This window comes from Micromonospora sp. NPDC049201 (assembly GCF_055586805.1).
In genome coordinates this window covers 532,379-557,294 of record NZ_JBVJHM010000001.1, presented here as the reverse complement: position 1 = coordinate 557,294, position 24,916 = coordinate 532,379, and the positions used below count along the sequence as shown (strand labels likewise).

General features: G+C 74.7%; 25 protein-coding genes. 14 read left to right on the top strand and 11 right to left on the bottom strand.

The window, feature by feature from the left end:
* Positions 1 to 58: 58 nt before the first annotated feature.
* Entirely contained in the window at positions 59 to 607 is a 549-nt protein-coding gene (locus tag ACZ6O5_RS02200) for a hypothetical protein (protein WP_465974075.1), read from the bottom strand.
* A gap of 480 nt (positions 608 to 1,087) precedes the next feature.
* On the opposite strand from ACZ6O5_RS02200, the gene ACZ6O5_RS02195 reads away from it, so the two are divergent.
* Positions 1,088 to 1,909, top strand: coding sequence for a hypothetical protein (locus ACZ6O5_RS02195; RefSeq protein ID WP_465974074.1), 822 nt, complete (start codon positions 1,088 to 1,090; stop codon positions 1,907 to 1,909).
* A gap of 139 nt (positions 1,910 to 2,048) precedes the next feature.
* On the opposite strand, the gene ACZ6O5_RS02190 is transcribed toward ACZ6O5_RS02195, so the two are convergent.
* A complete protein-coding gene (locus tag ACZ6O5_RS02190; RefSeq protein ID WP_465974073.1) occupies positions 2,049 to 3,800 on the bottom strand; it encodes an ABC transporter ATP-binding protein in 1,752 nt (583 codons plus the stop codon).
* Positions 3,801 to 3,920: 120 nt separating this feature from the next.
* On the opposite strand from ACZ6O5_RS02190, the gene ACZ6O5_RS02185 reads away from it, so the two are divergent.
* Positions 3,921 to 4,340 (top strand): MarR family winged helix-turn-helix transcriptional regulator, encoded by a 420-nt coding sequence (locus tag ACZ6O5_RS02185; RefSeq protein WP_465974072.1) that lies wholly within the window; start codon positions 3,921 to 3,923, stop codon positions 4,338 to 4,340.
* A gap of 39 nt (positions 4,341 to 4,379) precedes the next feature.
* On the opposite strand, the gene ACZ6O5_RS02180 is transcribed toward ACZ6O5_RS02185, so the two are convergent.
* Both ACZ6O5_RS02180 and ACZ6O5_RS02175 read right to left on the bottom strand, forming a co-directional pair.
* Complete coding sequence (locus ACZ6O5_RS02180; RefSeq protein WP_465974071.1) at positions 4,380 to 5,585, bottom strand: RNA polymerase sigma factor; 1,206 nt, start codon at positions 5,583 to 5,585, stop codon at positions 4,380 to 4,382.
* Positions 5,582 to 5,932 carry a YciI family protein gene (locus tag ACZ6O5_RS02175; RefSeq protein WP_405089757.1) on the bottom strand — a complete coding sequence of 117 codons (351 nt, stop codon included), beginning with the start codon at positions 5,930 to 5,932 and terminating at the stop codon, positions 5,582 to 5,584. The genes ACZ6O5_RS02180 and ACZ6O5_RS02175 overlap by 4 nt, the downstream gene beginning before the upstream one ends.
* Positions 5,933 to 6,055: 123 nt before the next feature.
* Between ACZ6O5_RS02175 and ACZ6O5_RS02170 the strand changes: the two genes are divergently transcribed.
* The 5 genes from ACZ6O5_RS02170 to ACZ6O5_RS02150 all read left to right on the top strand — a co-directional run bounded on the left by ACZ6O5_RS02170 (position 6,056) and on the right by ACZ6O5_RS02150 (position 10,423).
* A complete protein-coding gene (locus ACZ6O5_RS02170; RefSeq protein WP_465974070.1) occupies positions 6,056 to 7,381 on the top strand; it encodes a flavin monoamine oxidase family protein in 1,326 nt (441 codons plus the stop codon).
* A 121-nt stretch (positions 7,382 to 7,502) separates the two neighbouring features.
* Positions 7,503 to 8,249: a lysozyme gene (locus ACZ6O5_RS02165; RefSeq protein ID WP_281941912.1), complete on the top strand. Its 747-nt coding sequence runs from the start codon at positions 7,503 to 7,505 to the stop codon at positions 8,247 to 8,249.
* Positions 8,250 to 8,317: 68 nt separating this feature from the next.
* Complete coding sequence (locus ACZ6O5_RS02160) at positions 8,318 to 8,992, top strand: peptidoglycan recognition protein family protein (protein WP_465974069.1); 675 nt, start codon at positions 8,318 to 8,320, stop codon at positions 8,990 to 8,992.
* Positions 8,993 to 9,261: 269 nt separating this feature from the next.
* Complete coding sequence (locus ACZ6O5_RS02155; protein WP_465974068.1) at positions 9,262 to 9,819, top strand: NADAR family protein; 558 nt, start codon at positions 9,262 to 9,264, stop codon at positions 9,817 to 9,819.
* Between the two features lie 94 nt (positions 9,820 to 9,913).
* A complete protein-coding gene (locus tag ACZ6O5_RS02150; protein ID WP_465974067.1) occupies positions 9,914 to 10,423 on the top strand; it encodes an NUDIX domain-containing protein in 510 nt (169 codons plus the stop codon).
* Between the two features lie 13 nt (positions 10,424 to 10,436).
* Here the strand turns inward: ACZ6O5_RS02150 and ACZ6O5_RS02145 are convergent, their stop codons facing one another.
* Entirely contained in the window at positions 10,437 to 11,603 is a 1,167-nt protein-coding gene (locus ACZ6O5_RS02145) for an LLM class flavin-dependent oxidoreductase (RefSeq protein ID WP_465974066.1), read from the bottom strand.
* 142 nt (positions 11,604 to 11,745) lie between these two features.
* On the opposite strand from ACZ6O5_RS02145, the gene ACZ6O5_RS02140 reads away from it, so the two are divergent.
* The 5 genes from ACZ6O5_RS02140 to ACZ6O5_RS02120 are packed head-to-tail and all read left to right on the top strand — an operon-like array spanning position 11,746 to position 16,303.
* Complete coding sequence (locus ACZ6O5_RS02140) at positions 11,746 to 12,717, top strand: aliphatic sulfonate ABC transporter substrate-binding protein (protein WP_465974065.1); 972 nt, start codon at positions 11,746 to 11,748, stop codon at positions 12,715 to 12,717.
* The gene (locus ACZ6O5_RS02135; RefSeq protein ID WP_465974064.1) at positions 12,714 to 13,547 is read left to right on the top strand and encodes an ABC transporter permease; all 834 of its coding nucleotides are present in this window, start codon (positions 12,714 to 12,716) and stop codon (positions 13,545 to 13,547) included. The genes ACZ6O5_RS02140 and ACZ6O5_RS02135 overlap by 4 nt, the downstream gene beginning before the upstream one ends.
* Positions 13,520 to 14,245, top strand: a complete 726-nt coding sequence (locus ACZ6O5_RS02130) for an ABC transporter ATP-binding protein (RefSeq protein WP_465974063.1) — start codon at positions 13,520 to 13,522, stop codon at positions 14,243 to 14,245. The genes ACZ6O5_RS02135 and ACZ6O5_RS02130 overlap by 28 nt, the downstream gene beginning before the upstream one ends.
* A 16-nt stretch (positions 14,246 to 14,261) precedes the next feature.
* Positions 14,262 to 15,668 (top strand): selenium-binding protein SBP56-related protein, encoded by a 1,407-nt coding sequence (locus ACZ6O5_RS02125; protein ID WP_465974062.1) that lies wholly within the window; start codon positions 14,262 to 14,264, stop codon positions 15,666 to 15,668.
* Positions 15,665 to 16,303, top strand: a complete 639-nt coding sequence (locus ACZ6O5_RS02120; protein ID WP_107159691.1) for a hypothetical protein — start codon at positions 15,665 to 15,667, stop codon at positions 16,301 to 16,303. The genes ACZ6O5_RS02125 and ACZ6O5_RS02120 overlap by 4 nt, the downstream gene beginning before the upstream one ends.
* A gap of 19 nt (positions 16,304 to 16,322) precedes the next feature.
* On the opposite strand, the gene ACZ6O5_RS02115 is transcribed toward ACZ6O5_RS02120, so the two are convergent.
* Complete coding sequence (locus ACZ6O5_RS02115) at positions 16,323 to 16,940, bottom strand: TetR/AcrR family transcriptional regulator (protein WP_465974061.1); 618 nt, start codon at positions 16,938 to 16,940, stop codon at positions 16,323 to 16,325.
* 80 nt (positions 16,941 to 17,020) lie between these two features.
* On the opposite strand from ACZ6O5_RS02115, the gene ACZ6O5_RS02110 reads away from it, so the two are divergent.
* The gene (locus tag ACZ6O5_RS02110; protein WP_465974060.1) at positions 17,021 to 17,449 is read left to right on the top strand and encodes a hypothetical protein; all 429 of its coding nucleotides are present in this window, start codon (positions 17,021 to 17,023) and stop codon (positions 17,447 to 17,449) included.
* A gap of 203 nt (positions 17,450 to 17,652) precedes the next feature.
* Here ACZ6O5_RS02110 and ACZ6O5_RS02105 read toward each other — a convergent pair whose 3' ends face one another.
* Positions 17,653 to 18,660 carry an NHL repeat-containing protein gene (locus tag ACZ6O5_RS02105; protein WP_465974059.1) on the bottom strand — a complete coding sequence of 336 codons (1,008 nt, stop codon included), beginning with the start codon at positions 18,658 to 18,660 and terminating at the stop codon, positions 17,653 to 17,655.
* A 99-nt stretch (positions 18,661 to 18,759) separates the two neighbouring features.
* Positions 18,760 to 19,647, bottom strand: coding sequence for a helix-turn-helix transcriptional regulator (locus tag ACZ6O5_RS02100; RefSeq protein WP_465974058.1), 888 nt, complete (start codon positions 19,645 to 19,647; stop codon positions 18,760 to 18,762).
* A 144-nt stretch (positions 19,648 to 19,791) separates the two neighbouring features.
* On the opposite strand from ACZ6O5_RS02100, the gene ACZ6O5_RS02095 reads away from it, so the two are divergent.
* Positions 19,792 to 21,063, top strand: a complete 1,272-nt coding sequence (locus ACZ6O5_RS02095) for a sulfite oxidase (protein WP_465974057.1) — start codon at positions 19,792 to 19,794, stop codon at positions 21,061 to 21,063.
* Here ACZ6O5_RS02095 and ACZ6O5_RS02090 read toward each other — a convergent pair.
* From ACZ6O5_RS02090 to ACZ6O5_RS02080, 3 genes are read right to left on the bottom strand one after another with little or no spacing between them, the layout of a single operon-like run.
* Positions 21,050 to 21,598 (bottom strand): RNA 2'-phosphotransferase, encoded by a 549-nt coding sequence (locus ACZ6O5_RS02090; RefSeq protein WP_465974056.1) that lies wholly within the window; start codon positions 21,596 to 21,598, stop codon positions 21,050 to 21,052. The two genes, ACZ6O5_RS02095 and ACZ6O5_RS02090, sit on opposite strands and share 14 nt — an antisense overlap.
* A gap of 58 nt (positions 21,599 to 21,656) precedes the next feature.
* Complete coding sequence (locus ACZ6O5_RS02085) at positions 21,657 to 22,721, bottom strand: hypothetical protein (protein WP_465974055.1); 1,065 nt, start codon at positions 22,719 to 22,721, stop codon at positions 21,657 to 21,659.
* A gap of 33 nt (positions 22,722 to 22,754) precedes the next feature.
* A complete protein-coding gene (locus ACZ6O5_RS02080) occupies positions 22,755 to 24,695 on the bottom strand; it encodes an ABC transporter ATP-binding protein (RefSeq protein ID WP_465974054.1) in 1,941 nt (646 codons plus the stop codon).
* Positions 24,696 to 24,916: the final 221 nt, after the last annotated feature.

Sequence of the window (24,916 nt, the reverse complement as noted above, 5' to 3'; positions counted from 1 at the left end):
CCCGGATCCGCCGGCTGACGGTGGCGAGCCTGCGGCCCCGGGCCCTGGGATCATCCGGTCAGTCCTGCGTGCAGGCGAACAGGGTCCACGCGTCGACCTCGGTCGGGTTGAGCGGCCGGGCCGCCGGGAGGTACGCGGACAGGTCCCGGAAGTCGGCCGCGGCGTTGTGGACGCTCACCGCGAGCGCGCCGTCGAGCAGGTCGCGTACGGCCTGCGCCTCGGGCGCTGTCACGTCCTCCAGCAGCGGACTCCACACGTCCAGCGTGAACACCACGTGGCAGGCGCTCTGGTCGGCCTTCACCACGCAGTAGTAGCGCCCGGTGTCGGCCAGCCGGTTGCGGATGTTCGCCCAGGTCATAGCGCCGGAGATGTCGGCGACGTCCGCGCCGGGCGCGCACGCCATCTGGAAGAACCAGCGGGTCGGGTCGCCCTGGACCACCGCGCCGTAGACCAGGACCAGCCCACCGTGGTGGTACACCACGAAACCCTGCACGTCGGGCGTGAGGGTGAGGAAGTCCGGGGTCCACACCCGGTCGTACTGCCGCTCCGCGAGCGACCTGAGGAATTCGATGGTCCGTCCGGCGGCCCGGCGAGCTTCCACGCCCATGCGTTCAGTCCCTCCCCGCGCCCGCCCGGCGGACGTCGGCTTGTCGGCATGCAACTGCGCCGCGACGGTCGTGACCGGCACGGCTCCGGCGATCAGCATTCGCCCCCCACGGGAATGACCGCGGCCATCGGTGGCGCCCCACCACCCGAGGGGTTTGCGGAAGCCCCACGCTACGAATCGCGACGTAGCGGAATCAAGACATCACCCTGAGATCAGCGTCCGGTCTGGACGGTAGGTCCCGTTGACGGGACCGACCGCACTGAGCACGTTAACAGACTTGGCGGCAAGTCCCGTCGATCGGACTACCCGACACGTCGTCCGATCGGACGAACACGAGCGACGGACCGTCCGCGCGGCTGCCCGCTCCGGGCGTACCCGGTTGTTAGGTTGACTCCGGGACACCCCTCACCCGACCGACCCGCCGCCCACGACGGCCGGGCGGCCGGCTGCCGTCCGGCGGAGAGGGGTGCGATGACGGCGATGCCACCGGATCCCGGCCCCACCGGCCGACGACCGGGGCCCGGCGCACCTGTCGACGGCCGGCGGCGACGCTGGGCCGGCCGGGCCCGGGCGCTCGGTGACGCGGCGCGCCGGCACGCCCGGCGGTTCTGGGCCGGCGCGCAGCCCGCGCTGCGGCGCCTGTGGTGGACCGAGGAGCCGGCGACGCCGGTGACCACCGTCGACCGGCGGCAACCGGAGCAGTTGGTGGTGCCGGCCCAGGGCCAGGTCTACGTGTTCGGCGTCCGGGCCACCTACACCTGGTCGTCGGAGACCGCCCGGCCGGAACTGTTCGGCTGGTACGTCGACTGTTTTCAGCCGCAGGCGGCGCAGCGACTGCACCGGCTGGCGGTCCGCTGCGCGGCGGAGGTGCCGCCGCACCGTCCGCGCGACCTGCTCGCCGCGCTGACCGCGGCGCTCGCCGAGCACGATCCACCACCCTGGGCGTACGCGCGGGGCGACGTGACGTTCACCTGCGAACCCGACGTGACGGTGCACCTGGACGAACGGGTCCGCCGACTGCTCCAGCCGTACTGGGAGCAGCGCATCGCGCTGGAGTGCGAACGCGACCTGGCCCGCCGACGCGCCGAGTACGCCGAGGAACGCCACCGGCGCGACCCGCCCCCACCCGACGCGACGGAGCCGGAGCGACCCCCCGGCAGCACAGGGCTCGCCGCGGCCCGACCCGCGCCGCCCCGACGCGGCCCGCGGCCGGACGCCCCGGCGGAGATGTTCATGCCGCTGAACCCCCTGCTGCCCCCACCCACCCCACCCCACCCCCCCGCCCCAAAAACCCACCCCTGACCTCACCCCCCGACCTCACCTCCAGCGATCTTGCACTTGCGGCCCGGGGAAAGTCGGACTTGACCTGATGTGGGAGGGCAGCAACTGCAAGATCAGCGAGGGTCAGGGGCGGGGACGGGGGCGGGGGCGGGGAGTGGGGTCAGCCGACCAGGGTGGCGTAGCGGCCCTGGTGGTCGAGCAGGGTGGTGTGGGTGCCGGACTCGACGATGCGGCCGTGGTCGAGCACGGCGATCCGGTCGGCGTCGCGCACGGTGGAGAGGCGGTGCGCGATGGTCACCACGGTCCGGCCCCGGGCCAGCTCGTCCAGGGCCCGCTGCACCGCGCGCTCGGTCTCGGTGTCCAGCGCGCTCGTCGCCTCGTCGAGCACCAGGATCCGCGGGTCGCGCAGCAGCGTCCGGGCGATGGCCAGGCGCTGCTGCTCGCCGCCGGAGAAGCGGTGGCCACGGGAGCCGACCATGGTGTCGTACCCGTCGGGCAGCGCGGCGATCAGGTCGTGGATCCGGGCGGCGCGGGCGGCGGCCTCGATCTCGGCGTCGGTGGCGTCCGGCCGGGCGTACCGCAGGTTGTCGCGCACGGTGGCGTGCAGCAGGTACGTCTCCTGGCTGACCACGCCCACGACGGCGGCCAGGTCGGCCAGGCGCAGGTCGCGCAGGTCGACGCCGTCGATGGTGATCCGGCCGGCGTCCGGGTCGTGCAGGCGGCTGATCAGGGCGGCGAGGGTGCTCTTGCCGGAGCCGGTCTCGCCGACCAGGGCCAGGCTGGTGCCGGCCGGCACGTCCAGGGTGACGCCGGCCAGCGCGGCGGTGTCGCTGCCCGGGTAGCTGAACGTGACGTCCTCGACGCGCAGGTGGCCGCGGACCGTGGCCGGGTCCAGCGGCGTCGGGCGGGCCGGCTCGGCGACCTCGACCGGCAGGTCGAGGTACTCGAAGATGCGGGCGAACAACGCGAGCGAGGCGGTCAGCGTGACGCCGACGTTGAGCAGGCCCATCAGCGGACGGAACAGGTTGCCCTGCAACGCGGTGAACGCGACGAGCGTGCCGATGGTGAGCGTGCCGGCGGTGCCGGGCAGGCCGGCGCCGAGGTAGATCACGGCGGGGATGGCGGCGAAGACCACCGTCATGGCGGCCATCCGCCAGCGGCCGGCCAGTTCGGAGCGCAGCTCCAGGTCGACCAGGCGGGCCGAGGAGGCGGTGAACCGGTCGACAAGCGCCGCGCCGGTGCCGAGCGTCTTGGCCAGCCGGACGCCGCTGACCGAGAGCCCTTCCTCGATGGTGACGGTGAGGTCGGCCAGCTCGCGCTGGCGCCGGGCGGTGATCTCCCGGCGCAGCCGGGCGACGCGGCGGGTGAGCCAGAGCGCGGGCGGCAGCACGATCACCGAGACGAGCGTGAGTCGCCAGCTCAGCGCCACCATGGCGACGGTGGTGGCGACGACCGTGGTGAGGTTGGCGGCGATGGAGGTGGCGGTGGAGGTGACCACCGACTGCATGCCGCCGATGTCGTTGGTGATGCGTGACTGCACCTCGCCGGTGCGGGTGCGCACGAAGAAGCCGATCGACTGCCGCTGGAGGTGGGCGAAGACGTCGGTGCGCAGCCGGTGCATGACCTCCTGGCCGACGCGGGTGGAGATCCAGGTCTGGACGACGCCGAGCACGGCGGTGACGGCGGCCACCGCGATCATGGCCGCGACCAGCCAGGCCAGCAGCGTCAGGTCGCGGTCGGGCAGGGCCCGGTCGATCACGGTACGCAGCAGGAACGGCGAGGCCATCGCGATGATCGACGACGCCACGATGATCGCCACCACGGCGGCGAGCGGGCCGCGGTGGGCGGTGAAGAGGCCGCCGATGCGGCGTAGCGACACGTCGCGGGCCTGGGCCTTCTCGGTGGGGGACACGGTTCGGCCGGCTCCGCGGCCGTCGGGGATGCGATCCAAGGGGGTGCTCCTTCGTCGGGGGTAATGCTGAGGTTACCTCATCATGAGGTAACAACAGGATCGGCTGCTACCGTATTCCGGGTGAGCGGCAGCGACGAGGAGAGCCCGGCCGAGACGTTCTGGGCGGTGGCCCGACGGCTGCGTCACCAGACCAAGCGCGCGCTGGAGCCGTGGGAGGTCAGCCCGGGACAGGCGCGGGCACTCGGCGTCCTGCTGCGGCACGGCGCGTTGCGCCCCGGCGCGCTCGCCGAGCAGTTGCACATCGCGCCCCGCTCGGCCACCGAGGTGGTCGACGGCCTCCAGGAGCGCGGCCTGGTCGAGCGGCGCCCCGACCCGGGCGACCGGCGGGCCACGCTCGTCGCGCCCACCGCCGAGGGCGAACGGGTCGGCGCCGCCATCCGGGCGGCCCGGGCCACCGAGGCGGAACGGTTCTTCGCCGCGCTCGACCCGGGCGACCGGGCGGAGCTGACCCGGATCCTGCGCCGGCTCCGCGACGAGTAGCACCGCCAGCCGGTCGAGGCCGATCGTCGCGCTGGCCGGCTAGCCGGCCAGCCGGTCCCGGCGGCGGCGCAGGAACGCCCGCTCCGCCTCGTTGCCGGTGCCGGCGATCGCCGCGTCGTACGCGGCCCGCGCCTCGGCCGGCCGGTCGAGGCGGCGCAGCAGGTCGGCCCGGACCACGTGCCACACGTGGTACCGGACCAGGTCGAGCCGGTCCACCTCGGCCAGGGCGACGGCCGGTCCGCGTACCTCGGCCAGCGCGACCGCCCGGTTGAGCGCCACCACCGGCCCCGGCGCGCAGGCCGCCAGCCGGTCGTAGAGCGCGAGGATCTGATCCCAGTCGGTGGCGGCGGCGGTGGCCGCGTCCGCGTGCACCGCGTTGATCGCGGCCTGGATCTGGTACGGGCCGGGCCGGTTCCGCCGCAGGCAGCGGCGCACCAGGTCCTGACCCTCGACGACAAGCGTCCGGTCCCAGCGGCTGCGGTCCTGTTCCGGCAGCGTCACCGGCACCCCGTCCGGGCCGGTCCGGGCGGCCCGCCGCGCCTCGGTGAGCAGCATCAACGCGAGCAGTCCGAGCGCCTCCGGCTCGTCCGGCATCAGGGTCACCAGCAGTCGGCCCAGCCGGATCGCCTCGGCGCCCAGCTCGACACGGCCCAGGCGCTCCCCCGCGCTGGCCGTGTGCCCCTCGTTGAAGATCAGGTAGACCACGGCCAGCACCGCGCGCAGCCGGTCCGGCAGGTCGACGTCGCGGGGCACCCGGTACGGGATCCCGGCGTCCCGGATCTTGGCCTTGGCCCGGACGAGGCGACCCGCCATGGTCGACTCCGGCACCAGGAAGGCCCGCGCGATCTCGGCGGTGCTCAGGCCGCCGAGCAGGCGCAACGTCAACGCCACCCGGGCGGCCGGGCCGAGCGCCGGGTGGCAGCAGGTGAAGATCAGACGCAGCCGGTCGTCGGTCACGGGCCCCTCCTCGGCGCGCGGGTCGGCGGCGTACAGCAGGGCGGCCTGGGCGTGCCGGGCGGCGCGGGTGGACTCGCGACGCAGCCGGTCGATCGCCCGGTTGCGGGCGGTGGTGACGATCCAGCCGGCCGGACTCGACGGCGGCCCGTCGACGGCCCAGCGGCGCACCGCGACGGCGAACGCCTCCTGGACCGCCTCCTCGGCGAGGTCGATGTCGCCGAGCAGGCGGACCAGGATGGCCACCACGCGGCCGTACTCGGCCCGGAAGACGCGTTCGACAGCGGTCATCCCTCGCCCTGGAACGGCCGGACCTCGATCGGCAGCGTGGTGGCGCGGGCGTAGCGGCGGCCCCAGTCCAGCGCCGCGTCCAGGTCGGGGGCACGGATGATGGTGACGCCGCCCAGGTACTCCTTGCCCTCGACGAACGGCCCGTCGGTGACCAGCACGTCGTCGCCGGCCGCCCGCAGCACGGTCGCGGTCTCCGGCGCGTGCAGGCCGTCGCCGAACACCCAGCAGTCGGCCTCCCGCAGCTCCCGGCCGATGGCCTCCACCTCGCGCATCACCCCGGCCAGGAACGCCGGGTCCGGCCGCTGCGCGCCGGCCGGCTGGTACATGCTGATCAGGTACTGCTTCACGGGTTCCTCCTCGGCACCTCGGGCGACCCCCTGCCGCCCCTCCACCCTTCACACGAACGGCGGACGCCGGTCTCGACACGCCGGGCGGGCGGGATTCCCGCCGGGATCCGGGTATGCCCGGCCGTGGGCGACGGCCGGGTGATCGTGGTGGGGGCGGGGTTCTCCGGGTTGGCCTGCGCGCTCGCGGTCGAGGCGGCCGGCGCGCGGTCGCTGCTGCTGGAGGCCCGGGACCGGGTGGGCGGCCGGACGCTGAGCCGACCGCTGCCCGGCGGTGGCTGGCTCGATCTCGGCGCGCAGTGGATCGGCCCCACCCAGGACCGGATGTACGCGCTGGTCGCCGCGTACGGCCTGGAGACGTTCCCCTCGCCGGCCCGGGGCGCGCCGACGCTGGTGCTCGACGGCGCGCCGGTGGCCGGGCCGCCGGCCGGGCTGGCCGGGCTGCTCGACACGCTGGACGCGCTGGCGGCCGGGGTCGACCCGGTCGCGCCGTGGCGGGCCGCCGGGGCGGCGGAGTGGGACCGGACCACGCTCGGCGGGTGGCTCGCCGCCACCGCGCCCGACCCGGTCACCGCCCGGTACGCCGGCCGGCTGCTGGCCGGTGGCCTGCTGGCCGCCTCGCCGGCCGAGGTGTCGCTGTTGCAGATGCTGTTCTACCTGCGCAGCGGCGGCGGCGTCGGATCGCTGCTCGGCATGGCCGGCGGCGCCCAGCAGGACCGGATGGTCGGCGGGCCGGCGGCGCTGGCGCAGCGGATGGCCGACGCGCTGCCGCCGGGTCGGCTACGCCTCGACACGCCGGTGGACGCGATCATTCAGGACGCCACCGGCGTCCGGGTCCTCGCCGGCGGTCAGGGGTACCACGGCGACGCGGTGGTGGTCGCGGTGGCCCCGGCGCTGGCCGGCCGGATCCGGTACGACCCGCCGCTGCCGGCGCTGCGCGACGGGCTGACCCAGCGGATGCCGATGGGCGCGGCGGTCAAGGTGCACGCGCGCTATCCGGAGCCGTTCTGGCGGGCCGACGGCCGCTCCGGGGTGGCCACCACGGACACCGGGCCACTCACCGAGACGGTGGACAACTCGCTGCCCGGCTCGCCGGGCGGCGTGCTCACCGCGTTCAGCTACGGCGCGCAGGCGCGGGCGCTGCGCCGGCTGTCGGACGGGGCGCGCCGGGCCGCGTTGCGGGACGCGCTGGCCACGCTGTTCGGCCCGGCCGCCGCCGACCCGGTGGACCTCGTCGAGTACGACTGGTCGGCCGACCCGTGGACCCGGGGCTGCTTCTGCGGCATGGTGTCGCCCGGCTCCTGGTGTGACTACGGCCCGGAGCTGCGCGCGCCGGTGGGCCGGGTGCACTGGGCCGGGACGGAGACCGCGACCCGGTGGAGCGGCTACCTGGAGGGCGCGGTGACCGCCGGCGAGCGCGCCGCCGCCGAGGCCCTCGGCAGCCTCGACTGACCCGAATTCAAAGAAAATCTTCGATGCGTCTCTTGAAAAGTTTCTCCACCCTATGACCTAATGTTGACAGTTCCTTTCGGTACTCCCGCCGCCGTGAGGCGGCAACCCCCAGGGAGGAAAAATGCACCGTCACCTGCGATCGGCGCTGCGCGCGGCCGGCGCCGCCCTGCTCGCCACCGTCACCGCCGCCGCCGCGGCCCTGGCCGGCGCCGCGCCCGCCCAGGCCGCCCCGGCCGGACTGCCCGGCATGGACGTCTCCAGCTACCAGGGCAACGTGAACTGGTCCGGCGCCTGGGCCAACGGCGCCCGGTTCGCGTACGTCAAGGCGACCGAGGGCACGTACTACACCAACGCCTACTTCGCCCAGCAGTACAACGGCTCCTACAACGTCGGGATGATCCGCGGGGCCTACCACTTCGCCCGCCCGGACACCACCACCGGCGCGACCCAGGCGAACTACTTCGTCGACCACGGCGGCGGCTGGTCGCGGGACGGTCGGACGCTGCCCGGCGCGCTCGACATCGAGTACAACCCGTACGGCGCCACCTGCTACGGGCTGAGCCAGGCGTCGATGCGGAGCTGGATCGCCTCGTTCGTCAACCAGTACTACGCCCGTACCGGCCGGTGGGCCACCATCTACACCACCACCGACTGGTGGAGCACCTGCACCGGCAACACGTCGCAGTTCGCGGCCAACAACCCGCTGTGGATCGCCCGGTACTCCAGCAGCGTCGGCACGCTGCCGGCCGGCTGGGGCACGTACTCGTTCTGGCAGTGGTCCTCCTCCGGCGTGTTCCCGGGTGACCAGAACGTCTGGAACGGCACGCTGGACCGGCTCCGCGTGCTGGCCTGCAACGGCACCTGCTGACCCCACCGGCGGGGCGGGTCGCTGCGGCCCGCCCCGCCGCCGTGTCCGAACCCGACGAGGAGGCCCCGATGTCCGTTCCTCTCCCCCGGCGGGCCGTGCTGCGCGGCGCGGTCCTGCTCGGCGCCGCCGCCGGCGCCGGCGCACTGACCCAGGCCGGCGCCGGCCGCGACGCCCGGGCCGCCGCCACCGGAGTCGACCAGCCGACCATCGCCAACTGCGCGACCTGGGGCGCCCGTCCCCCGTCGTCGCCGGTGAGCGTGGTGCAGAGCCGACCCAACAAGATCATCATTCATCACACCGCGTTCCCGAACACCACCGACTACAGCCTCGCCCAGGCGTACCGGAACTCCCGCGACATCCAGAACCTGCACATGGACAGCAACGGCTGGCTCGACTCCGGGCAGCACTTCACCAACAGCCGGGGCGGCTACCTGACCGAGGGCCGGCACGGCAGCCTGTACGGGCTGCTGCACGGGCAGAGCATGGTGCAGGGCGCCCACTGCGTCGGGCAGAACAGCCAGGCCATCGGCATCGAGAACGACGGCATCTACCTCGACGTGCAGCCGCCGCAGGCGCTCTGGGACAGCCTGGTCTGGTTCTGCGCGTTCACCTGCCAGCAGTACGGCATCGCGCCCACCGAGATCTACGGGCACAAGGACTTCAACTCCACGCAGTGTCCCGGCCTGTTGCACGACCGGCTGCCCGAGCTGCGGCGTACCGTCGCCGGCCGGATCGGCGCCTGACGGCCCCCCGCGGGACGCCCGGGCGCGACGGGCGTCCCGCGTCAGGGCACCGGCACCGGCGGCGTCCGCTCGCGGGCGCGGCGCCGGAGCGGTGCCCGGCGGCGCGCGAGAGGGCCAACACCCGCAGGTTCCTGCCGGGCGCCTTCTACACCCCTGAGGTAAGGCGGGGCCCCTTCTTAACGTATTCGGTAGAGGAAGGGCACCCGCTTGGCTCGACGGGCCGGAAAGCGGCGTGCGGAACGTCGGTGGGGGCAGGCAGGATGCGGGGCATGCCGATCCGATCCGTCGCCGACCTGACCGCCGCCCTCGACGCCGGCCAGTCGTTGAGATACCTGCACTTCTGGGGGCACCGGCCGCAACGGGACGGCAGCGTCGGCGCCGGCTGCCTGAGCCAGTGGTGGCCGGCGGCGTTCACCGTGGACGGTCGGGAGTTCGCCACCGCCGAGCACTGGATGATGTGGCACAAGGCCACCCTCTTCGACGACCACGCGACCGCCGAGCGGGTGCTCGCCGCCACCCACCCGCACCGGGCCAAGGCGCTCGGCCGGCAGGTGCGCGACTTCGACGAGGCCGTCTGGGTGGCCCGCCGCCGGGACGTCGTCGTGGCCGGCAGCGTGGCCAAGTTCGGCCAGCACGAGCCGTTGCGGCGGTTCCTGCTCGGCACCGGTGACCGGGTGCTGGTCGAGGCGAGTCCGTCGGACCGCGTCTGGGGCATCGGCCTGACCGCCGCCGATCCGCGCGCCGCCGACCCGGCGACGTGGCGGGGCGAGAACCTGCTCGGTTTCGCCCTCATGGAGGCGCGCGAGCAGTTGGCGGGCCGGGCGTGACGACGGCCGGCCCGGTCCCGGCACCGGGCTCCGCGCCGGGTGCGCCACCCGACGGGGCAACTCGGCGGCCGGTAAGCCGGGTAACGTGCGCGTCGTGACCGCCTACTCGCACTGTTCCTTCTGCGGCGCGGCCTACCCGGCGGACGCCGGGTGGCCCCGCGTCTGCCCGGCCTGCGGCGAGACGGTGTGGCGCAACCCGCTGCCGGTGGCGGTGGCGGTGCTGCCGGTCCGCACGCCCGACGGGCTCGGCGTGGTGGTCGTCCGCCGCGACATCGAGCCGGCCCGCGGCCAGCTCGCGCTGCCCGGCGGCTACATCGAGTTCGGTGAGGAGTGGGAAGAGGCGCTGGTGCGGGAGCTGCGCGAGGAGACCGGGCTGCTCGCCGAGGCCGGCGAGGCGCGGCTGTTCGCGGTGCACGGCACGCCGGCCGGCGGCACCATGATGGTCTTCGGAGTGCTGCCCGAGCGGCCGGCCGGCGACCTGCCGCCGTCCGCGCCGACCGAGGAGGCCACCGAGTGGCTGGTGCTCACCGAGCCGGTCGAGCTGGCGTTCTCCACGCACACCCGGGTGCTCGCCGACTTCCTGGCCGGCCGGCGCCAGCGCTGACCACTGTGGCGTCTCAGCCCCGGGCCGGCACCGGCCGGGGTGCAAACGGCACGCCGACCGACGCCTCGACGGCCGGCTCGCCGGCCGGGTGCCGCCACAGGCCACGCCGGCGCAGGATCGGCAGCACGCCCTCGCCGAACCAGTACGCCTCCTCCAGGTGCGGGTGGCCGGAGAGGATGAACTCGTCGATGCCGAGCGCGTGGTAGTCAGCGATCCGGTCGGCGATCTCGGTGTGGCTGCCGACGAGCGCGGTGCCTGCGCCGCCCCGGACCAGCCCCACCCCGGCCCACAGGTTGGGCGCGATCTCAAGCCGGTCGCGGGAGCCGCCGTGCAGGTCCAGCATCCGCCGCTGCCCCTCGGACTCGCTGCGCCGCAGCCCCTCCTGCACGGCCCGGATGTCGTCCTCGGCGATGCCGTCGAGCAGCCGGCGGGCCTGCGCCCACGCCTCGTCGGCGGTGTCCCGGCTGATCACGTGCAGCCGGATGCCGTAGCGCAGCTCGCGGCCGGCGGCGGTGGCTAGGCCACGGATCCGGTCCAGCTTGTCGGCCACCTGCGCGGGCGGCTCGCCCCAGGTCAGGTAGACGTCGCTGTGCCGGGCGGCCACCGGCCCGGCGGCGGCGGACGACCCGCCGAAGTAGACCGGCGGCACCGGGTCGGGCAGCCGGCCCAGCCGGGCGCCGGAGACGCGGAGGTGGGCGCCGTCGTGGTCGACCGTCTCGCCGCGCCACAACGCGCGCACCACGTGCAGGAACTCGTCGGTACGCGCGTACCGGGCGTCCTTGTCGAGGAAGTCGCCGTACGCCCGCTGTTCGGTGGACTCGCCGCCGGTGACCACGTTGAGCAGCAGCCGGCCGCCGGAGAGCCGCTGGAAGGTGGACGCCATCTGCGCGGCGAGCGTGGGTGAGAGCAGGCCGGGCCGGAACGCCACCAGGAACCTCAGCCGCTCGGTCACCTGGCTGAGCATGGCGGTGGTCAGCCAGGCGTCCTCGCACCAGGCGCCGGTGGGGGTCAGCGCGCCGACGAAGCCGAGCTGTTCGGCGCTGCGGGCGATCTGGCCGAGGTAGGCCACGTCGGCCGGGCGGGCGCCCCCGGCGGTGCCCACCGGCACACCGTGCCCGCCGCCCACGATGTCCCGGCTGTCGCCGTACGTCGGCAGGAACCAGTGGAAGGTGAGCGACATGGGGGCCTCCGGCGCGGGTCGGGCGGGCCGCCTCCTGAGGGGTGGGACGACCGCGCCGACAGACTACCCATAAAACCTATCGGGTTGGTAGGTTGCTGACGCCCGCCGACGTGCCGGGCCCCACCCCTTCCGAGGAGTCGTCATGCGTACCCCGTCGAGACCCCGCCGCCGGGTGACCGCGCTGCTCACCACGCTCGTGCTGCTCGCCGCCGCGACGCTGACCGGCTGTGGCGGCGAGGCCGCCGACGCCCGCGACGGCGACGGTGGACCGCTGCGGGTCGGCTACCAACGCTTCGGCGGGCTCAGCCTGGTCAAGGCGCGCGGCACCGCGAAGAACGTCACCTGGTCGCTGTTCGAGAGCGGCCCCGCGCTCACCGAGGCGCTCAAGGCCGGCTCCATCGACATCGGACAGGTCGGCGAGGCCCCACCGGTCTTCGCCGCCGCCGGGAAGATCCCGTTCTCCGTGATCGGCACGTCCGAGCCCATCCCGCAGGGCGAGGCGGTGCTGGTCAGGGCGGACAGCCCGTACCGGAGCTTCGCCGACCTGCGCGGGCGGACGGTCGCGCTGAACAAGGGCTCCAACGTGCACTGGCTGCTGGTGAAGCTGCTGGAGGCGAACCGGATGACGCTCGCCGACCTCAACGTGAAGTACCTCAAGCCGGCCGAGGGACGACCCGCGTTCGACAACGGTCAGGTCGACGCGTGGATCATCTGGGACCCCTACTTCGCGCTGGCCGAGCGGCCCGGCGTGCGGGTGCTCGCCGACGCCACCGGCCTGGCCGGCAACCGGGAGTACGTGCTGGCCGCCCCCGGCGCGGTGAAGAACCGCACCGACGACGTCCGGGCCTTCCTGGACACCTACCGCGAGACCACCGACTGGGGCATCGCCCACCCGGCGGAACGGGCCGCCGTGCTCGCCCCGGAGCTGAAGATCCCGCTGGACGTGACCACCCGGGCGCTGGCCCGCAGCGCCAAGCCGCTCGCCCCGGTCACCCCGGACATCGGCCGCGAGTTGCAGGCCATCGCGGACAGCTTCGTGGCGCTGAAGCTGGTGCCGGGACCGGTGGACATCGCCGGCCGGGTGGACGACAGGTTCACCGAGGCGTTCCGGTGACCGGCCCGACGCTGGCCGAGGCGCCCGCCCCGGTCGTACCGTCGCCGGCGCCCCGACGACCACGGGCCCGCACCGGCCGGCGGTGGTGGCGGCTGGTCAGCCCGGTCGCGCTGGTGGTCGCCTGGGAGGCCGCCGCGCGGGCCGGCCTGCTCTCCGCGGAGAAGCTGCCGGCGCCGAGCACGGTGCTGGCCACCGGCGCGCGGCTGGCCGCCGACGGCACGCTCGGCACGCACCTGCTCGACTCGCTCACCCGCGCCGCGCTCGGCCTGCTCGTCGGCGGCGGCCTGGCGCTGGCGCTCGGCGCCGCGGCCGGGCTGCTGCGCCTCGGCGACGACCTGGTCGACCCGCCGGTGCAGATGGCCCGGATGCTGCCGCACCTGGGCCTGGTCCCGTTGCTCATCATCTGGGTCGGCATCGGCGAGTCGCTGAAGGTCACGCTTGTCGCGCTCGGCGCGTTCTTCCCGATCTACTTCAACCTGTACGCTGGCATCCGCGACATCGACGAGCGTCTCGTCGAGGCGGCCCGCACCTGCGGACTCGGCGCGGCGGCCCGGCTGCGGCACGTGGTGCTGCCGGGCGCGCTGCCCGCGCTCTTCCTCGGGCTGCGGCTGGCCATCGGCGCGGCCTGGCTGAGCCTGGTCGTCGGCGAGCAGGTCAACGCCCAGACCGGCGTCGGTTTCCTGATGATGGAGGCCCGCGAGTTCAGCCAGACCGACGTGGTGGTGCTCGGCCTGCTCGTCTACGCGCTGCTGGGCCTGGCCTCGGACCTGCTCATCCGGTACGCGGAACGGAGGACGCTGACGTGGCGACGCGGACTGCGCGCGACCTGACCGGGCCGGTGCTCACCGCACGCGCGGTGACCCGGTCCTTCGGCCCCGCCGTGGTGCTGGCCGGGGTCGATCTCACCGTCGCCGCCGGGGAGACGGTGGCGCTGCTCGGCGGCAGCGGCTCCGGCAAGAGCACGCTGCTGCGGGTGCTGGCCGGGCTGGACGACGACGCGGGCGGCGAGCACGCGGTGCACGGCACCGCCGCGGTGGTGTTCCAGGAGCACCGGCTGCTGCCCTGGAAGCGGGTGGCCGACAACGTGGCGCTCGGCCTCCCCGGGCCAGGTGTGGGCGACCGGGTCGGCCGCGCGCTGGCCGAGGTCGGGCTCGCCGACCGGGGCCGGGCCTGGCCGGCCGAGCTGTCCGGCGGGCAGGCGCAGCGCGTCGCGGTGGCGCGCGCGCTGGTCCGGGAGCCGGACCTGCTGCTGCTCGACGAGCCGTTCGGCGCGCTGGACGCGCTGACCCGGCTGCGCATGCAGGGGCTGCTGCGCCGGCTGCGCGCCCAGCACGGCTTCGCCGCACTGCTGGTCACCCACGACGTGGAGGAGGCGCTGCTGCTCGCCGACCGCGTCCTGCTGCTCGACGGAGGCGTCATCGCCGAGGAGGTCCCGGTGGGCCTCGGCCCCGCCCCGAGCCCCGACGACCCGGCCCTCGGCACGCTGCGCCGCCGGCTGCTCGACCGCCTCGGCGTACCCACCTCGTGACCATGATGGAGCACCGATGACCCGCTGGACCCCGGACCCGACGTTCTACCCCTCCCCCACGCTGGCCGCCGCCGCGCCGGCCGAGAAGCTGGCGTACGTGGCCGCGTTCGACCGCGCCGGGCGGCAGCCGGACGCGATCGCGGTGCTGGACACCGACCCGGACTCCGACACGTACGGCCGGGTGGTGGGCTGGACCGAGCTGCCGCACACCGGCGACGAGCTGCACCACTTCGGCTGGAACGCGTGCAGCAGCGCGCTCTGCCCGACCGCGCCGCACCCGCACGTGGAACGCCGCTACCTGATCGTGCCCGGCCTGCGCTCGTCGCGCATCCACGTGCTGGACACCAAACCGGACCCGCGCCGGCCCGAGCTGGTGAAGGTGATCGAGGCGAAGGAGCTGGGCGAGCGCGCCGGGTACTCCCGTCCGCACACCGTGCACTGCGGGCCGGACGGCATCTACGTCTCCGCGCTCGGCGGCGCCGACGGCGAGGAGGGGCCGGGCGGCATCGCGGTGCTCGACCACACCACGTTCGAGGTACGCGGCGCGTGGGAGGCCGACCGGGGACCGCAGTTCCTGGCGTACGACTTCTGGTGGCACTACACGCAGGACGTGCTGGTCACCAGCGAGTGGGGCACCCCGTCGATGATCGAGGACGGCATCGTCGGCGAGCTGCTGCTCGGTCGCCGCTACGGGCACGCGCTGCACTTCTGGGATCTGGCGAGGCGTCGGCACGTGCAACGCGTCGACCTCGGCGACGCGTACCAGATGGCGCTGGAGCTGCGCCCCGCGCACGACCCGACGAAGTCGTACGGCTTCGTCGGCGTGGTGATCAGCGTCGAGGACCTGTCCGCCTCGGTCTGGCTGTGGCACCGCGACGGCGACGCCTGGGCGGTGACCAGGGTGATCGACATCCCGGCCGAGCCGGCCGACGCGGCGGACCTGCCCGAGCTGCTCAAACCGTTCGGGGCGGTGCCGCCGCTGGTCACCGACATCGACCTGTCGGTGGACGACAGGTTCCTGCACGTCTCCTGCTGGGGCACCGGCGAACTGATCCGCTACGACGTCAGCGACCCGTTCCACCCGGTGCGGGTCGGCTCGGTGCGCCTGGGTGGCATCGTCGCCCGCACCCCACACCCGGCGTACCCCGACGAGCCCCTCGCCGGCGGGCCGCAGATGGTGGAGATCAGCCGCGACGGCCGCCGCGTCTACGTCAGCAACTCGCTCTACGGCGCGTGGGACGACCAGTTCTATCCCGACGGCGTGGGCGCCTGGGTGGCGAAGCTGGACGTCGACGAGGAGCACGGTGGCCTCGTGCCGGACCCGCGCTTCTTCCCGCGCGGGGACGAGTTCCGCGGCCGGCGGGTGCACCAGACCCGGTTGCAGGGCGGCGACGCCTCGTCCGACTCGTACTGCTTCCCGTGACCGGCGCGACCTGGGCGGCGCTTGTCGGCCTCGGCGCGTTCCACGGCCTGAACCCGGCGATGGGCTGGCTGTTCGCGGTGGCCCGGGGCCTCCAGGAACGCCGCCGGGCCGCGCTGCTGGCCGCCCTGCCGCCGATCGCGGCCGGGCACCTGGCGTCGGTGGCGGTGGTCGCCGCGCTGGTCAGCGCCACCCGCTCGGTGACGGCCGGCACGGCGGTCGCGGTCGGCGGCGGGGTGCTGCTTGTCGGGTTCGGGCTGTGGCGGCTGCTGTCCGACCGGCACTTCCGCTGGGCCGGGATGCGGCTGTCGGCGGCCCAGCTCACCGCCTGGTCGTTCCTGATGTCGGCGGCGCACGGCGCGGGTCTGATGCTGCTGCCGGTGCTGCTCGCCGAGCCGGCGGTCGGCGCCGGGCCGCACGCCGGGCACCTGGCCGCCGCGCCGGCCGGCGCACTGACCGGCCTCGCCGCGGCGGCCGTGCACACCGGGGCCATGCTCGGTGTCGCGCTGGCGGTCGCGCTCCTGGTGTACGAGGTGCTCGGCGTCGGCGTGCTGCGCCGGGCCTGGTTCAACGTGGACCGACTGTGGGCCGGCGTCCTGGTGGCCGCCGGTGTGGTGACCCTGCTCGGCGCCACCTGAGGGTCGCCCGGCCGTACCGTCAGCGCAGCAGTGCCATCCGGTCGATGACGGAGTCGCGCAACTCCGGGGGCCACGGGAACAGCGGCGCCGCCACCCGGAGCTGCGCGTACCCGTGCAGACCCACCCAGAGCGCCGTCGCGTCGCCGAAGGGGTCCACGCTGGCCGACCGGCCCGCCGCGACGCAGTCGGCGAGCGTACGCCGGAAGACCTCGAAGGCTCCCATGCCGAGAACGGCGAGTTCGTCCGCCATGGCCGGGGACCGGTCGAGGGCCTGACCGGCGTTCCAGACGGCACCGAACATCACGCGGTACTGCTGGGGCCGGCGTTCGGCGAACGTGAGGTAGGCCGCGCAGATCGCGCGCAGGCGCTCGGCCGGGTCCGGGTCGTCCGGTGCGCCGAGTTCCTGTTCCAGGATGCCGAACGCGCGTTGCGCGACCGCGAGCAGGATCGAGTCCAGGTCCGGGAAGTGCGGATAGATCGACGGCGCGGAGATGCCGGCCTGCCGGGCGACCCCCCGGAGGGTCATGTTCTGCGGCGCGCCGTCCTCCAGCAGCGCCGTCGCGGCGTCGACGATCTCGTCGCGTAGCTGCGCACCTTCGCCGCGTCTGTTGCGCGCACGTGTTGGTGGTGTGGTCACCCCTTGACTTTACATGCGTTAGGCGAGCGGCTAAGCTTACAGCTGTAAGTTTACGTTCGTTTCCGAAGAAGGAGCTTCCCATGACCGCCGCGACCGTCGACCGCATCGACATCTCCGCCCCCACCCGCCGCGCGGACCTCGCCGGCCGCGCCCTGGCGGCCCTCGCCTCCCTCGCCACCGGCGTCGCGTTCGTCAACGGTGTGCTGCTGACCATCGACGCCAGCGACGATCGCCTGTTCATCGAAGGCTGGCGGGTCTCCAGCTTCGGCATCTTCGCCGCGCTCTTCGCCCTGCTCGCGGTCAGGCCGCGGCAAGCGGCCGGCGTCTGGGAGATCGTGCTCGTCGGCAAGGCCGCTCTCGTGGTGTTCGGCGCGCTGATCGGGGACGTCCCCGAGGCACGCCTGTCGGCCGTCATCGACCTCGGGCTCGTCGCCGTCGTCGCGACCGCCTACGTGCTGTGCCGCGGCTGGCTGGCGTGGCGTCCCGCCGCCAACGACCCGACCCGATGACAGGACCCGCCGGGTCCTCGACCGCGCTTCCCCGTGCCCGGGAGGACGACGCCGCCCGGCGCTCGGACCGAACCGCCGTCCTCTCGATCCGCGCGGGAGCGGGAGCGCCGGATCGCCCGTCGCCGTCATCCGACGGTGGCGGGCGATCCGGTGTTCAGCGGCGCGGGAACGCGGCACGCACCGCGTCGCGGCGTACGACCCGGTCAGCGGCCCGGCAGGCCGGCCAGCACCAGGTTGGGGTCGACACCGGTGGTGTACGCGGCACTGAGCACCGCGACGGTACGACCCCGCACGGCCACCGAGGTCGGGTTCTGGAGCCCGTCGGCGGCGGTCAGCAGCGTTCGTGACCGGCCGGCCGCGTCGATGCCCACCACCGTGTTCGGCCCGTTCAACGCGGCGACGACCTGCCGGTCACCGGCACCGACGAACGCGAAGTCGTCGATGCCGACCAGACCGGTGGCCACCACCCGGACCGGGCCGGGCCGGCCGTGCCGCACCGGAATGCGCAGGAGCGTGCCCTGGTCGAGGTTGGTCGCCCACACCGCGCCGGCGCGCACCTTGATGCCGTTGGCGCCGAGGAAACCCGTCGCGGCCAGCTCGGGCGCCGAGGACCAGACCTCGACCCGGCCGCCGTCCAGCGCGACCGTCGAGATCGTGCCGAGCACCGAGTCGGTGAGGTAGAAGCGCTTCGCCGTCGCGTCGAACGCCAGGCCGTTGGGCAGTCCGTCGCCCGGCAGGGCCGCGATGCGGTGCGGGACGACCTGGCCCGGGCGTAGCCGGTACAGACCGGTCGAGGCGGCGTCGCCACTCGCGTACAGGAAGAAGAGCGTGCCGTCGGCCGTTCGGACGATGCCCGTGGTCAGCGCGAACGAGAGCACCGGCGTGCGGACGCCCCCGTCGGCGGGGGCCGGCAGGGTCGCCAGGATCCGCGTCCCACCGGAGGGGGTGACCGCGGCGACCTGTCGGGAGGCCGCGAACGTGACGTAGGCCGTGCCGTCCGGGCCCATCGCGACGTTCTCCGGCATCTGCCCCTTCGTCAGGTCGAAGTGGACCGCGATCCGCGAGGTCACCGGCGAGTCGGCCGGTCGGTCCGACCCGACGGTCAGGGTCCTTGCGGTGGCGGCCGGTGCGGCGTTCGGCGGCACGGCGGTCACGACGCCGATCCCCGCCGCGGCGAGCGCGACGGCGAGGGTCATCATTCTCTTGCGCATTCTTGTTCCTCACTGACGGTCTGCGTGGTGGGCGTGAAACGGGCGCGACGGGTCCGGCGCTCCTCGCGGAGCACCTCGCGTCGCACGATCGGGGTGGTGCTACTCGCGCCGGACAGGCGGGCGCGCAGCGCCGGCACGGACGGTGGTGACGCTGTGCACGAGCAACGTCATCGCCGCGTGCGATGCCGAGCCGGGTTCGGTGGTGGCGACGACGACGGTCTGACCGTCCTCGGTCCGCAGGACCTGCTGCGTCACGTCCATGGCACCGACCAGCGGGTGACGCATCCGGTGGACGGTGTCGCCGCCGGCCTTCACCCGGTGGTCGGCCCACATGGCGGCGAACTCCGGGCTCCGCAGGGTCAACTCGCCGACCAGCGCGGCCATCAGCGGGTCGTCCGGATCCTGCCCGGAGGCCATCCGCAGCGTCGCCACCACCGCGCGGGCCTTGGTGGGCCAGTCCGCGTACAGGTCGCGGGTGTGCGCGTCCAGGAACACCAGCCGGGCCATGTTCGGGGGCCGGTCCGGCCGCTCCGGGATCGCCGGAGTCAGGTGGCCGGCGAACAGCGCGTGCCCCGGGGTGTTCCACGCCAGCACGTCGGCGCGGCGACCGAGCACCACCACCGGCACGTCACCGAGCGTCGCGACGAGCTGGCGGACCGCCGGGCTCACCCGCTCCGGGGCCGGGCGGCGCACGGCGGGCCGCCGACGGGTCCCGGCCGCCAACTCGGTCAGGTGGCGGCGTTCCGCGTCGTCGAGCCGCAGTGCCCGGGCGAGCGCGTCGAGCACCTCGGGTGACGCGTTCCCGGCCTGCCCCTGCTCCAACCGGGAGTAGTACGACGCGCTCACCCCGGCCAGCAGGGCGAGTTCCTCGCGGCGCAGGCCGCGAACCCGGCGCCGCTCCCCGTACGTCGGCACGCCGGTGTCTTCCGGCCGTAGCTGGGAGCGCCGGGCCCGGAGGAAGTCACCGAGCTGTCCTCTCGCGTTCATGACTCGAAGTATCGCCAGCCCCGCCCTGCGCCAACCACTCCCTGTCAGGGATAGGCGCCGCGGCGCGAGGAAGGCCCACGTCGACGACAGTCAACTCCTACTGATTCAATAGGAAAGGCAGTGTCGCCGAGCCCGGAGGTCCCCGTGAGCCTGTCCCCCACCGAAGCCGCCCACGACGCCGAACGGAGCCGGCAGTGGCTCGCCGGTGCGGCACGCGGCGACGGCGTCGACCGTGACGCGTTGCGGGAGCTGGGCGCCGCCATGGCCGCGGTCACCGCCGCCGCCGCGGAACGCGAGCCGGTCGCGGTGACCGCCGTCCCGGTCGGCGTCGACCCGCCGATCGCCAAGCCGCTGCCACCGGAGCTGCTGCGTCGGTTGGACACCAACGCCGAGATGCACTGGTCGGCGATGGCCGGTCAGGGGTACGTGGTCCCGACCGACCGCTTCTTCGTCCGCAACCACACCGTCACCCCGCGACTCGACCCGGCCACCTGGCGACTGTCGTTGTTCGGCGACGGGCTGCACGGCGCGCCGACCCGGACCGCGCCGGTGGAGTTCAGCCTCGACGAGCTGCGCCGGCTGCCGGCCGAGGAGAGCACCGCGCTGGTCGAGTGTGCCGGCAACGGGCGGCGGTTCTTCGCCGCGCAGCAGGGCGAGCCGGCCCCGGGCGTGGCCTGGGGGCTGGGCGGTGTGGGCGTGGCCCACTGGCGCGGCGTCCGGCTCGGCACCGTGCTGCGCCGGGCCGGCCTGCGCGACGACGCGGTCGACGTGATGCCCGAGGGCCTGGACCCGCACTACGTCACCGGCGGGATCGACCTGGGCCGGGTCCGCCGGCCGCTGCCGGTCGCCAAGGCGCTCGACGACGTGCTGCTGGCGTACGAGATGAACGGCGCGCCGCTGCCGGCCGACCACGGCTTCCCGGTGCGGGTGGTGGTGCCCGGCTGGATCGGCATCTCCTCGATCAAGTGGGTGGGGCCGGTGGAGGTCTCCACCACGCCGCTGTTCTCACCCTGGAACACCCGGTTCTACCGGCTGTTCGGCCCCGGTCACCCGGACGGCGGCGCGGTGCTCGACGCGCAGCCGGTGAAGAGCGCGTTCGAGCTGGCCTGGGACGCGCGGGTGCCGGCCGGCGAGGAGCTGCTGCTGCGCGGCCGGTCCTGGTCCGGCACCGGCCCGATCGAACGGGTCGAGGTGGACACCGGCGACGGGTGGCGCGCGGCCGACCTGGTGGCCGCCGACCGGGGCGGCTCCTGGCAGCGCTGGACCGCGCGCTGGCGCCCACCGGTCGCCGGCCGGCACACGCTGCGGGCCCGCGCCACCGACCGCACCGGCGCCGGCCAGCCCGACCGGGCCGAGCCGAACACGCTGGCCTACGCCTTCGACGCCGTGGTGGCGCACCCGGTCACGGCGTGCTGACGGTCAGGTAGCCGGGCGGGACGGTGTCGGTCAGCCACACCCCGTTCGCCGACCGGTAGAACAGGTAGCCGTGGTCGGCCATGGTGGCGGCGTCGACCGCGAGCACGACCACCGCGCCGGAGCGCCGCGCGCCGACCCGCCGGGCCGTCGCCACGTCCGGCGACAGGTGTACGTGGTGCCGGCGTCCCCGCCGCAGCCCTTCGGTCCGGATCGCGTCCAGCACCTCGTCGGCGGTGCCGTGGTAGAGCCGGCCGGGCGGCGTCGCCGGCGTCAGACCGAGGTCGACCGGGACCGAGTGGCCCTGGTTGGCGCGGATCCGGTCGCCCCCGTCCGGGCCGGGCTCCACCGCGAAGCGTTGCTTGTCGTTGCCGGCGACCACGGCGTCCAGCTCGACGCGGCTGATCCGCATCGCGGCGAGCAGGTCGGTGACCGGCACCCAGCCGGCCCGGTCGAGCGTCAGGCCGAACCGGTCGGGGCGGTGCCGCAACGCCAGCGACATCCGTCTGCTCACCCGGACCAGGTCACGGTGTTCCATCCGGACAGTGTGGGCGCTCCGCCGGGCCGCGTCGACCGGGTTCGGTGGACGGCGGGGTTCAGCGGACGGCGGCCGACTTCGGGTCGGCCATCAGGCCGGCGGCGTCCACCACCTCGAAGTCGCTGCCGCGCAGGCGGCCCAGCGCGTGCAACGCGTCGTTGTCCCAGCGGGGATCCGGTGCGCCGGAGACGAACCAGGCCGAGCCGTGGTCGGCCACGATCAGCCCGTGGCGGCGCATCGCCTCGGCCACGATCAGGGCCTGCCGGGGCAGCCCGGACAGGTCGACCGAGCGTTTGAGCCGCAGCCGCTGACCGAGCTGCGGCAGGGCGGGGTCGGTGGCCGACGAGGCGGAGTGACCGGCCGGCCACGTCCAACCGATCCGGGTACGCGGCACGGTCACCCGGATCGCGTGGTCGATCCGACCGGCGGCCACCTCCTCGTAGCGGACCAGCCCGGCGAGCACGGACAGCCCGGCGGCGTCGGCGGAGGTCCAGCCGGCCGGCCGCATCCGATTCGCCCGCAGGTCGAAGACCGCGCCCGAGCCGGCCCGCCAGCCGGCGCCGGAGCGGTGCGCGTCGAACAGCTCGTACGCGCGGCAGGCGGCCCGGTCCCAGACGATCACGTGCCGGTCGCCGGTGCCGGCCGGGCCGCCCTCGACCTTCGCGTCGGGCGGGACCGGGTACGGCCCCGGGTCACTCTCGTCGGCGTACCCGAAGGTGACCGGGACCTTCCGCTGCCCGGCCGCGACGACGGTGACCGGGATGCCGATCGGCGCGCCCGCCCACTGCCCGGAGCCGAAGTCGGCGTGCACGGTCGCGCCGGCCCCGATCGCGCCGATCATCGCGCTGGACCGGGCGTGCACGGGCAGCCGGGAGACGTCGGCGTGCCAGACGTTGTCGGCCGGGAACACGGTGCACGGGCGGGCCGCGGCGCTCGGCCGGGCGCCGATCCCGGCCCGGGCGGCCGGCACGGGCGACGGCGCTGTCGAGGCGGACGGCGCACCCGGCGACACGCCGGCGGACCCGGGCGCGGCGGTGGACGCGGCGGGATCGGCCCCGGACGCGGAGCAGCCGGCGGTCAACAGGGCCAACACGACGACGGCGGCTCGGCGGGGGCGGGGCATCCCGGCGATCCTGCCCCACGTGTGAGCTGGCGGTCAACGCTCGGCGGCCGGCTCGCCGGCGCCGGCCAGGTAACCAGCCGCCTGTAGTTCGAACAGCTGCCGGTACGGGCCGTCGGCGGCCATCAGCGTGTCGTGGTCGCCCTGCTGGACGAGGCGACCGTGGTCCAGCACGAAGATCCGGTCGGCGTGCCGCACGTTGGCCAGCCGGTGGGTGATCAGCACGACGGCCCGTTCCGGGTGCCGCCGCAGGTGCGCGAAGAGGGCGTGCTCGGCGCGCGCGTCCAGCGCGGCGGAGGGCTCGTCGCAGATCAGCAGCCGGGCGTCGCGGTAGAGGCTGCGGGCGGCCACCAGCCGCTGCCACTGCCCGCCCGACAGGTCCTGACCGTCCTTGAACTGCCGGTCCAGCAGCGTGTCGTACCCGAACGGCAGCTCGCTGAGCATGTCGTGCGCGGCGGCGGCCCGGGCGGCGGCCTCCACCGTGGGACCGGGCCGCCCGCCCCGGTCGTGGCGACCGACCCGGATGTTCTGCCGGGCGGTGAACGGGAACTTCCACCAGTCCTGGCTCATCACCGCGACCTGGGCGGCGACCTGGCGCGGGTCCAGCTCGGCGACGTCCACCCCGTCCCAGCGGATCGTGCCGTCGGTGGGCCGGTAGAGGCCGGCGATCAGCTTGGCCAGCGTGGTCTTGCCGGAGCCGTTCTCCCCCACCAGCGCGACCACCTCGCCGCGCCGGACCGTGAGGCTCACCTCGTCGACGGCGGCACCCTCGGTGTCCGGGTACCGCAGGCTGACCCGGTCGAGCTCCAGGCGGTCGAACCCGTCGACCGGCCGCTCGCCACCGGCCGGGACCCGCCGGTCGGCCCGGTCGAGGAAGTCCCGGTAGTCCTGGTAGTAGAGGGCGTCCTCGTAGAGCGAGTTGGTGGCGAAGATCGCGGTGCGCAGGCTGCCACGCGCGGACTGGAGGGCGAGCAGCGCGGTGGCCGCCGCCGCGAGCGCCACCACGCCTCCCACGAGCAACGCGCCCAGCACCAGGTAGAGCCCGAAGGTGGCGATTCCGGTGACGGACAGGCCGACACCCCGAGTGATCGTCTGAGCCCGGGCCAGGCGCAGCTCGGCCCGGGTCTCCAGACGCGTCATCAGGCGGTACTCCGAGAGCAGGAAGTCGCGCATCTGGTAGGCGCGGATCTCGGCCGCGGTGTGCCGGTTGGCCATCAGGTCGCCCAGCATCCACTTGCGGCGGCGCCGGGTGATCCGGGCGAGCCAGTCGACGTGCTGCCGGCGGGCCATCCGCACCGCCGTCACCGCCTCCGGCACGGCGGCGACGAGCAGACAGGGCAGCAGCAACGGGTGGATGACGGCCACCGCGACGGCGGTGGCCACCACCCCCACCACGCCGGTGACCAGGTTGACCGTGTCGTCGACCAGGGACCCGGCCTCGGCCAGGCCGCGGTCGCGGGCCCGGTCCATCTCCTCGGCGAACCCCGGGTCGTCGAAGGCGGCCAGCTCGACCGCCGAGGTGGTCTCGAACAGCCGGCGCTCCACCGCGTAGTTGATCTGCGGGATGAGCCGGGCCTGCGCCCACCCGGCCGCGACGATCAGCGCGCCACGCGCGGCGACGGCCGCCGCGGCAAGCACCAGGGCGGGCAGCGCCGCCCGGATCCGGGCCGGCGTCGGACCGGCCGCGAAGAGCTGCTGGAGCACACCGGTGGTGGCGAGCAGGCCGAGCGTGGTGAGCACCCCGGCGGCCACGTTGAGGCCGAGCGACGCCGCGGTGTCCCGGCGGCTGGTCGCCCACGCCAGGCCGACCGCCTCGCGGACCAGCGCGGGCAGCCGACGGGCCACCGACCAGAAGCCGGTGTGGGCCAGCTCGGTGGCCCGGTGCATCCAGTGCGGATCGACCAGCTCCGGCAGCGCCGACTCGTCGGCCGGCCCGTCCGGATCGGACGGGGGACGAGGGTGGACCACTCGGGCCATGGCACCTCCCACACGGGGACCGGGCAGCAGGATATTACGTTCGGCGATCGACAGGTGTCAGCCAGTGACCGGCGTGTCGAACGGACGTGCCGGGTTCGTGTCGGGTTCGACGCCGCGTGGGAGGCGCCCACCAGGTGGGGCGATGCCGGGTCGCGTCGCGGTGACCGGCCCCGGATGGCAGGCTGGTGGGGTCGCCGGCGAAGGCCCGCCGACCGCCCCGT

Bases quoted from the DNA above. Each gene is read 5' to 3' on its own strand.
- ACZ6O5_RS02085 (WP_465974055.1), bottom strand. From the start codon at position 22,721: ATGCCCCGCCCCCGCCGAGCCGCCGTCGTCGTGTTGGCCCTGTTGACC.
- ACZ6O5_RS02110 (WP_465974060.1), top strand. From the start codon at position 17,021: ATGACCGCCGCGACCGTCGACCGCATCGACATCTCCGCCCCCACCCGC.
- ACZ6O5_RS02165 (WP_281941912.1), top strand. From the start codon at position 7,503: ATGCACCGTCACCTGCGATCGGCGCTGCGCGCGGCCGGCGCCGCCCTG.
- ACZ6O5_RS02160 (WP_465974069.1), top strand. From the start codon at position 8,318: ATGTCCGTTCCTCTCCCCCGGCGGGCCGTGCTGCGCGGCGCGGTCCTG.
- ACZ6O5_RS02090 (WP_465974056.1), bottom strand. From the start codon at position 21,598: ATGGAACACCGTGACCTGGTCCGGGTGAGCAGACGGATGTCGCTGGCG.
- ACZ6O5_RS02195 (WP_465974074.1), top strand. From the start codon at position 1,088: ATGCCACCGGATCCCGGCCCCACCGGCCGACGACCGGGGCCCGGCGCA.
- ACZ6O5_RS02140 (WP_465974065.1), top strand. From the start codon at position 11,746: ATGCGTACCCCGTCGAGACCCCGCCGCCGGGTGACCGCGCTGCTCACC.
- ACZ6O5_RS02105 (WP_465974059.1), bottom strand. From the start codon at position 18,660: ATGCGCAAGAGAATGATGACCCTCGCCGTCGCGCTCGCCGCGGCGGGG.
- ACZ6O5_RS02180 (WP_465974071.1), bottom strand. From the start codon at position 5,585: ATGACCGCTGTCGAACGCGTCTTCCGGGCCGAGTACGGCCGCGTGGTG.
- ACZ6O5_RS02125 (WP_465974062.1), top strand. From the start codon at position 14,262: ATGACCCGCTGGACCCCGGACCCGACGTTCTACCCCTCCCCCACGCTG.
- ACZ6O5_RS02100 (WP_465974058.1), bottom strand. From the start codon at position 19,647: ATGAACGCGAGAGGACAGCTCGGTGACTTCCTCCGGGCCCGGCGCTCC.
- ACZ6O5_RS02080 (WP_465974054.1), bottom strand. From the start codon at position 24,695: ATGGCCCGAGTGGTCCACCCTCGTCCCCCGTCCGATCCGGACGGGCCG.
- ACZ6O5_RS02155 (WP_465974068.1), top strand. From the start codon at position 9,262: ATGCCGATCCGATCCGTCGCCGACCTGACCGCCGCCCTCGACGCCGGC.
- ACZ6O5_RS02200 (WP_465974075.1), bottom strand. From the start codon at position 607: ATGGGCGTGGAAGCTCGCCGGGCCGCCGGACGGACCATCGAATTCCTC.
- ACZ6O5_RS02145 (WP_465974066.1), bottom strand. From the start codon at position 11,603: ATGTCGCTCACCTTCCACTGGTTCCTGCCGACGTACGGCGACAGCCGG.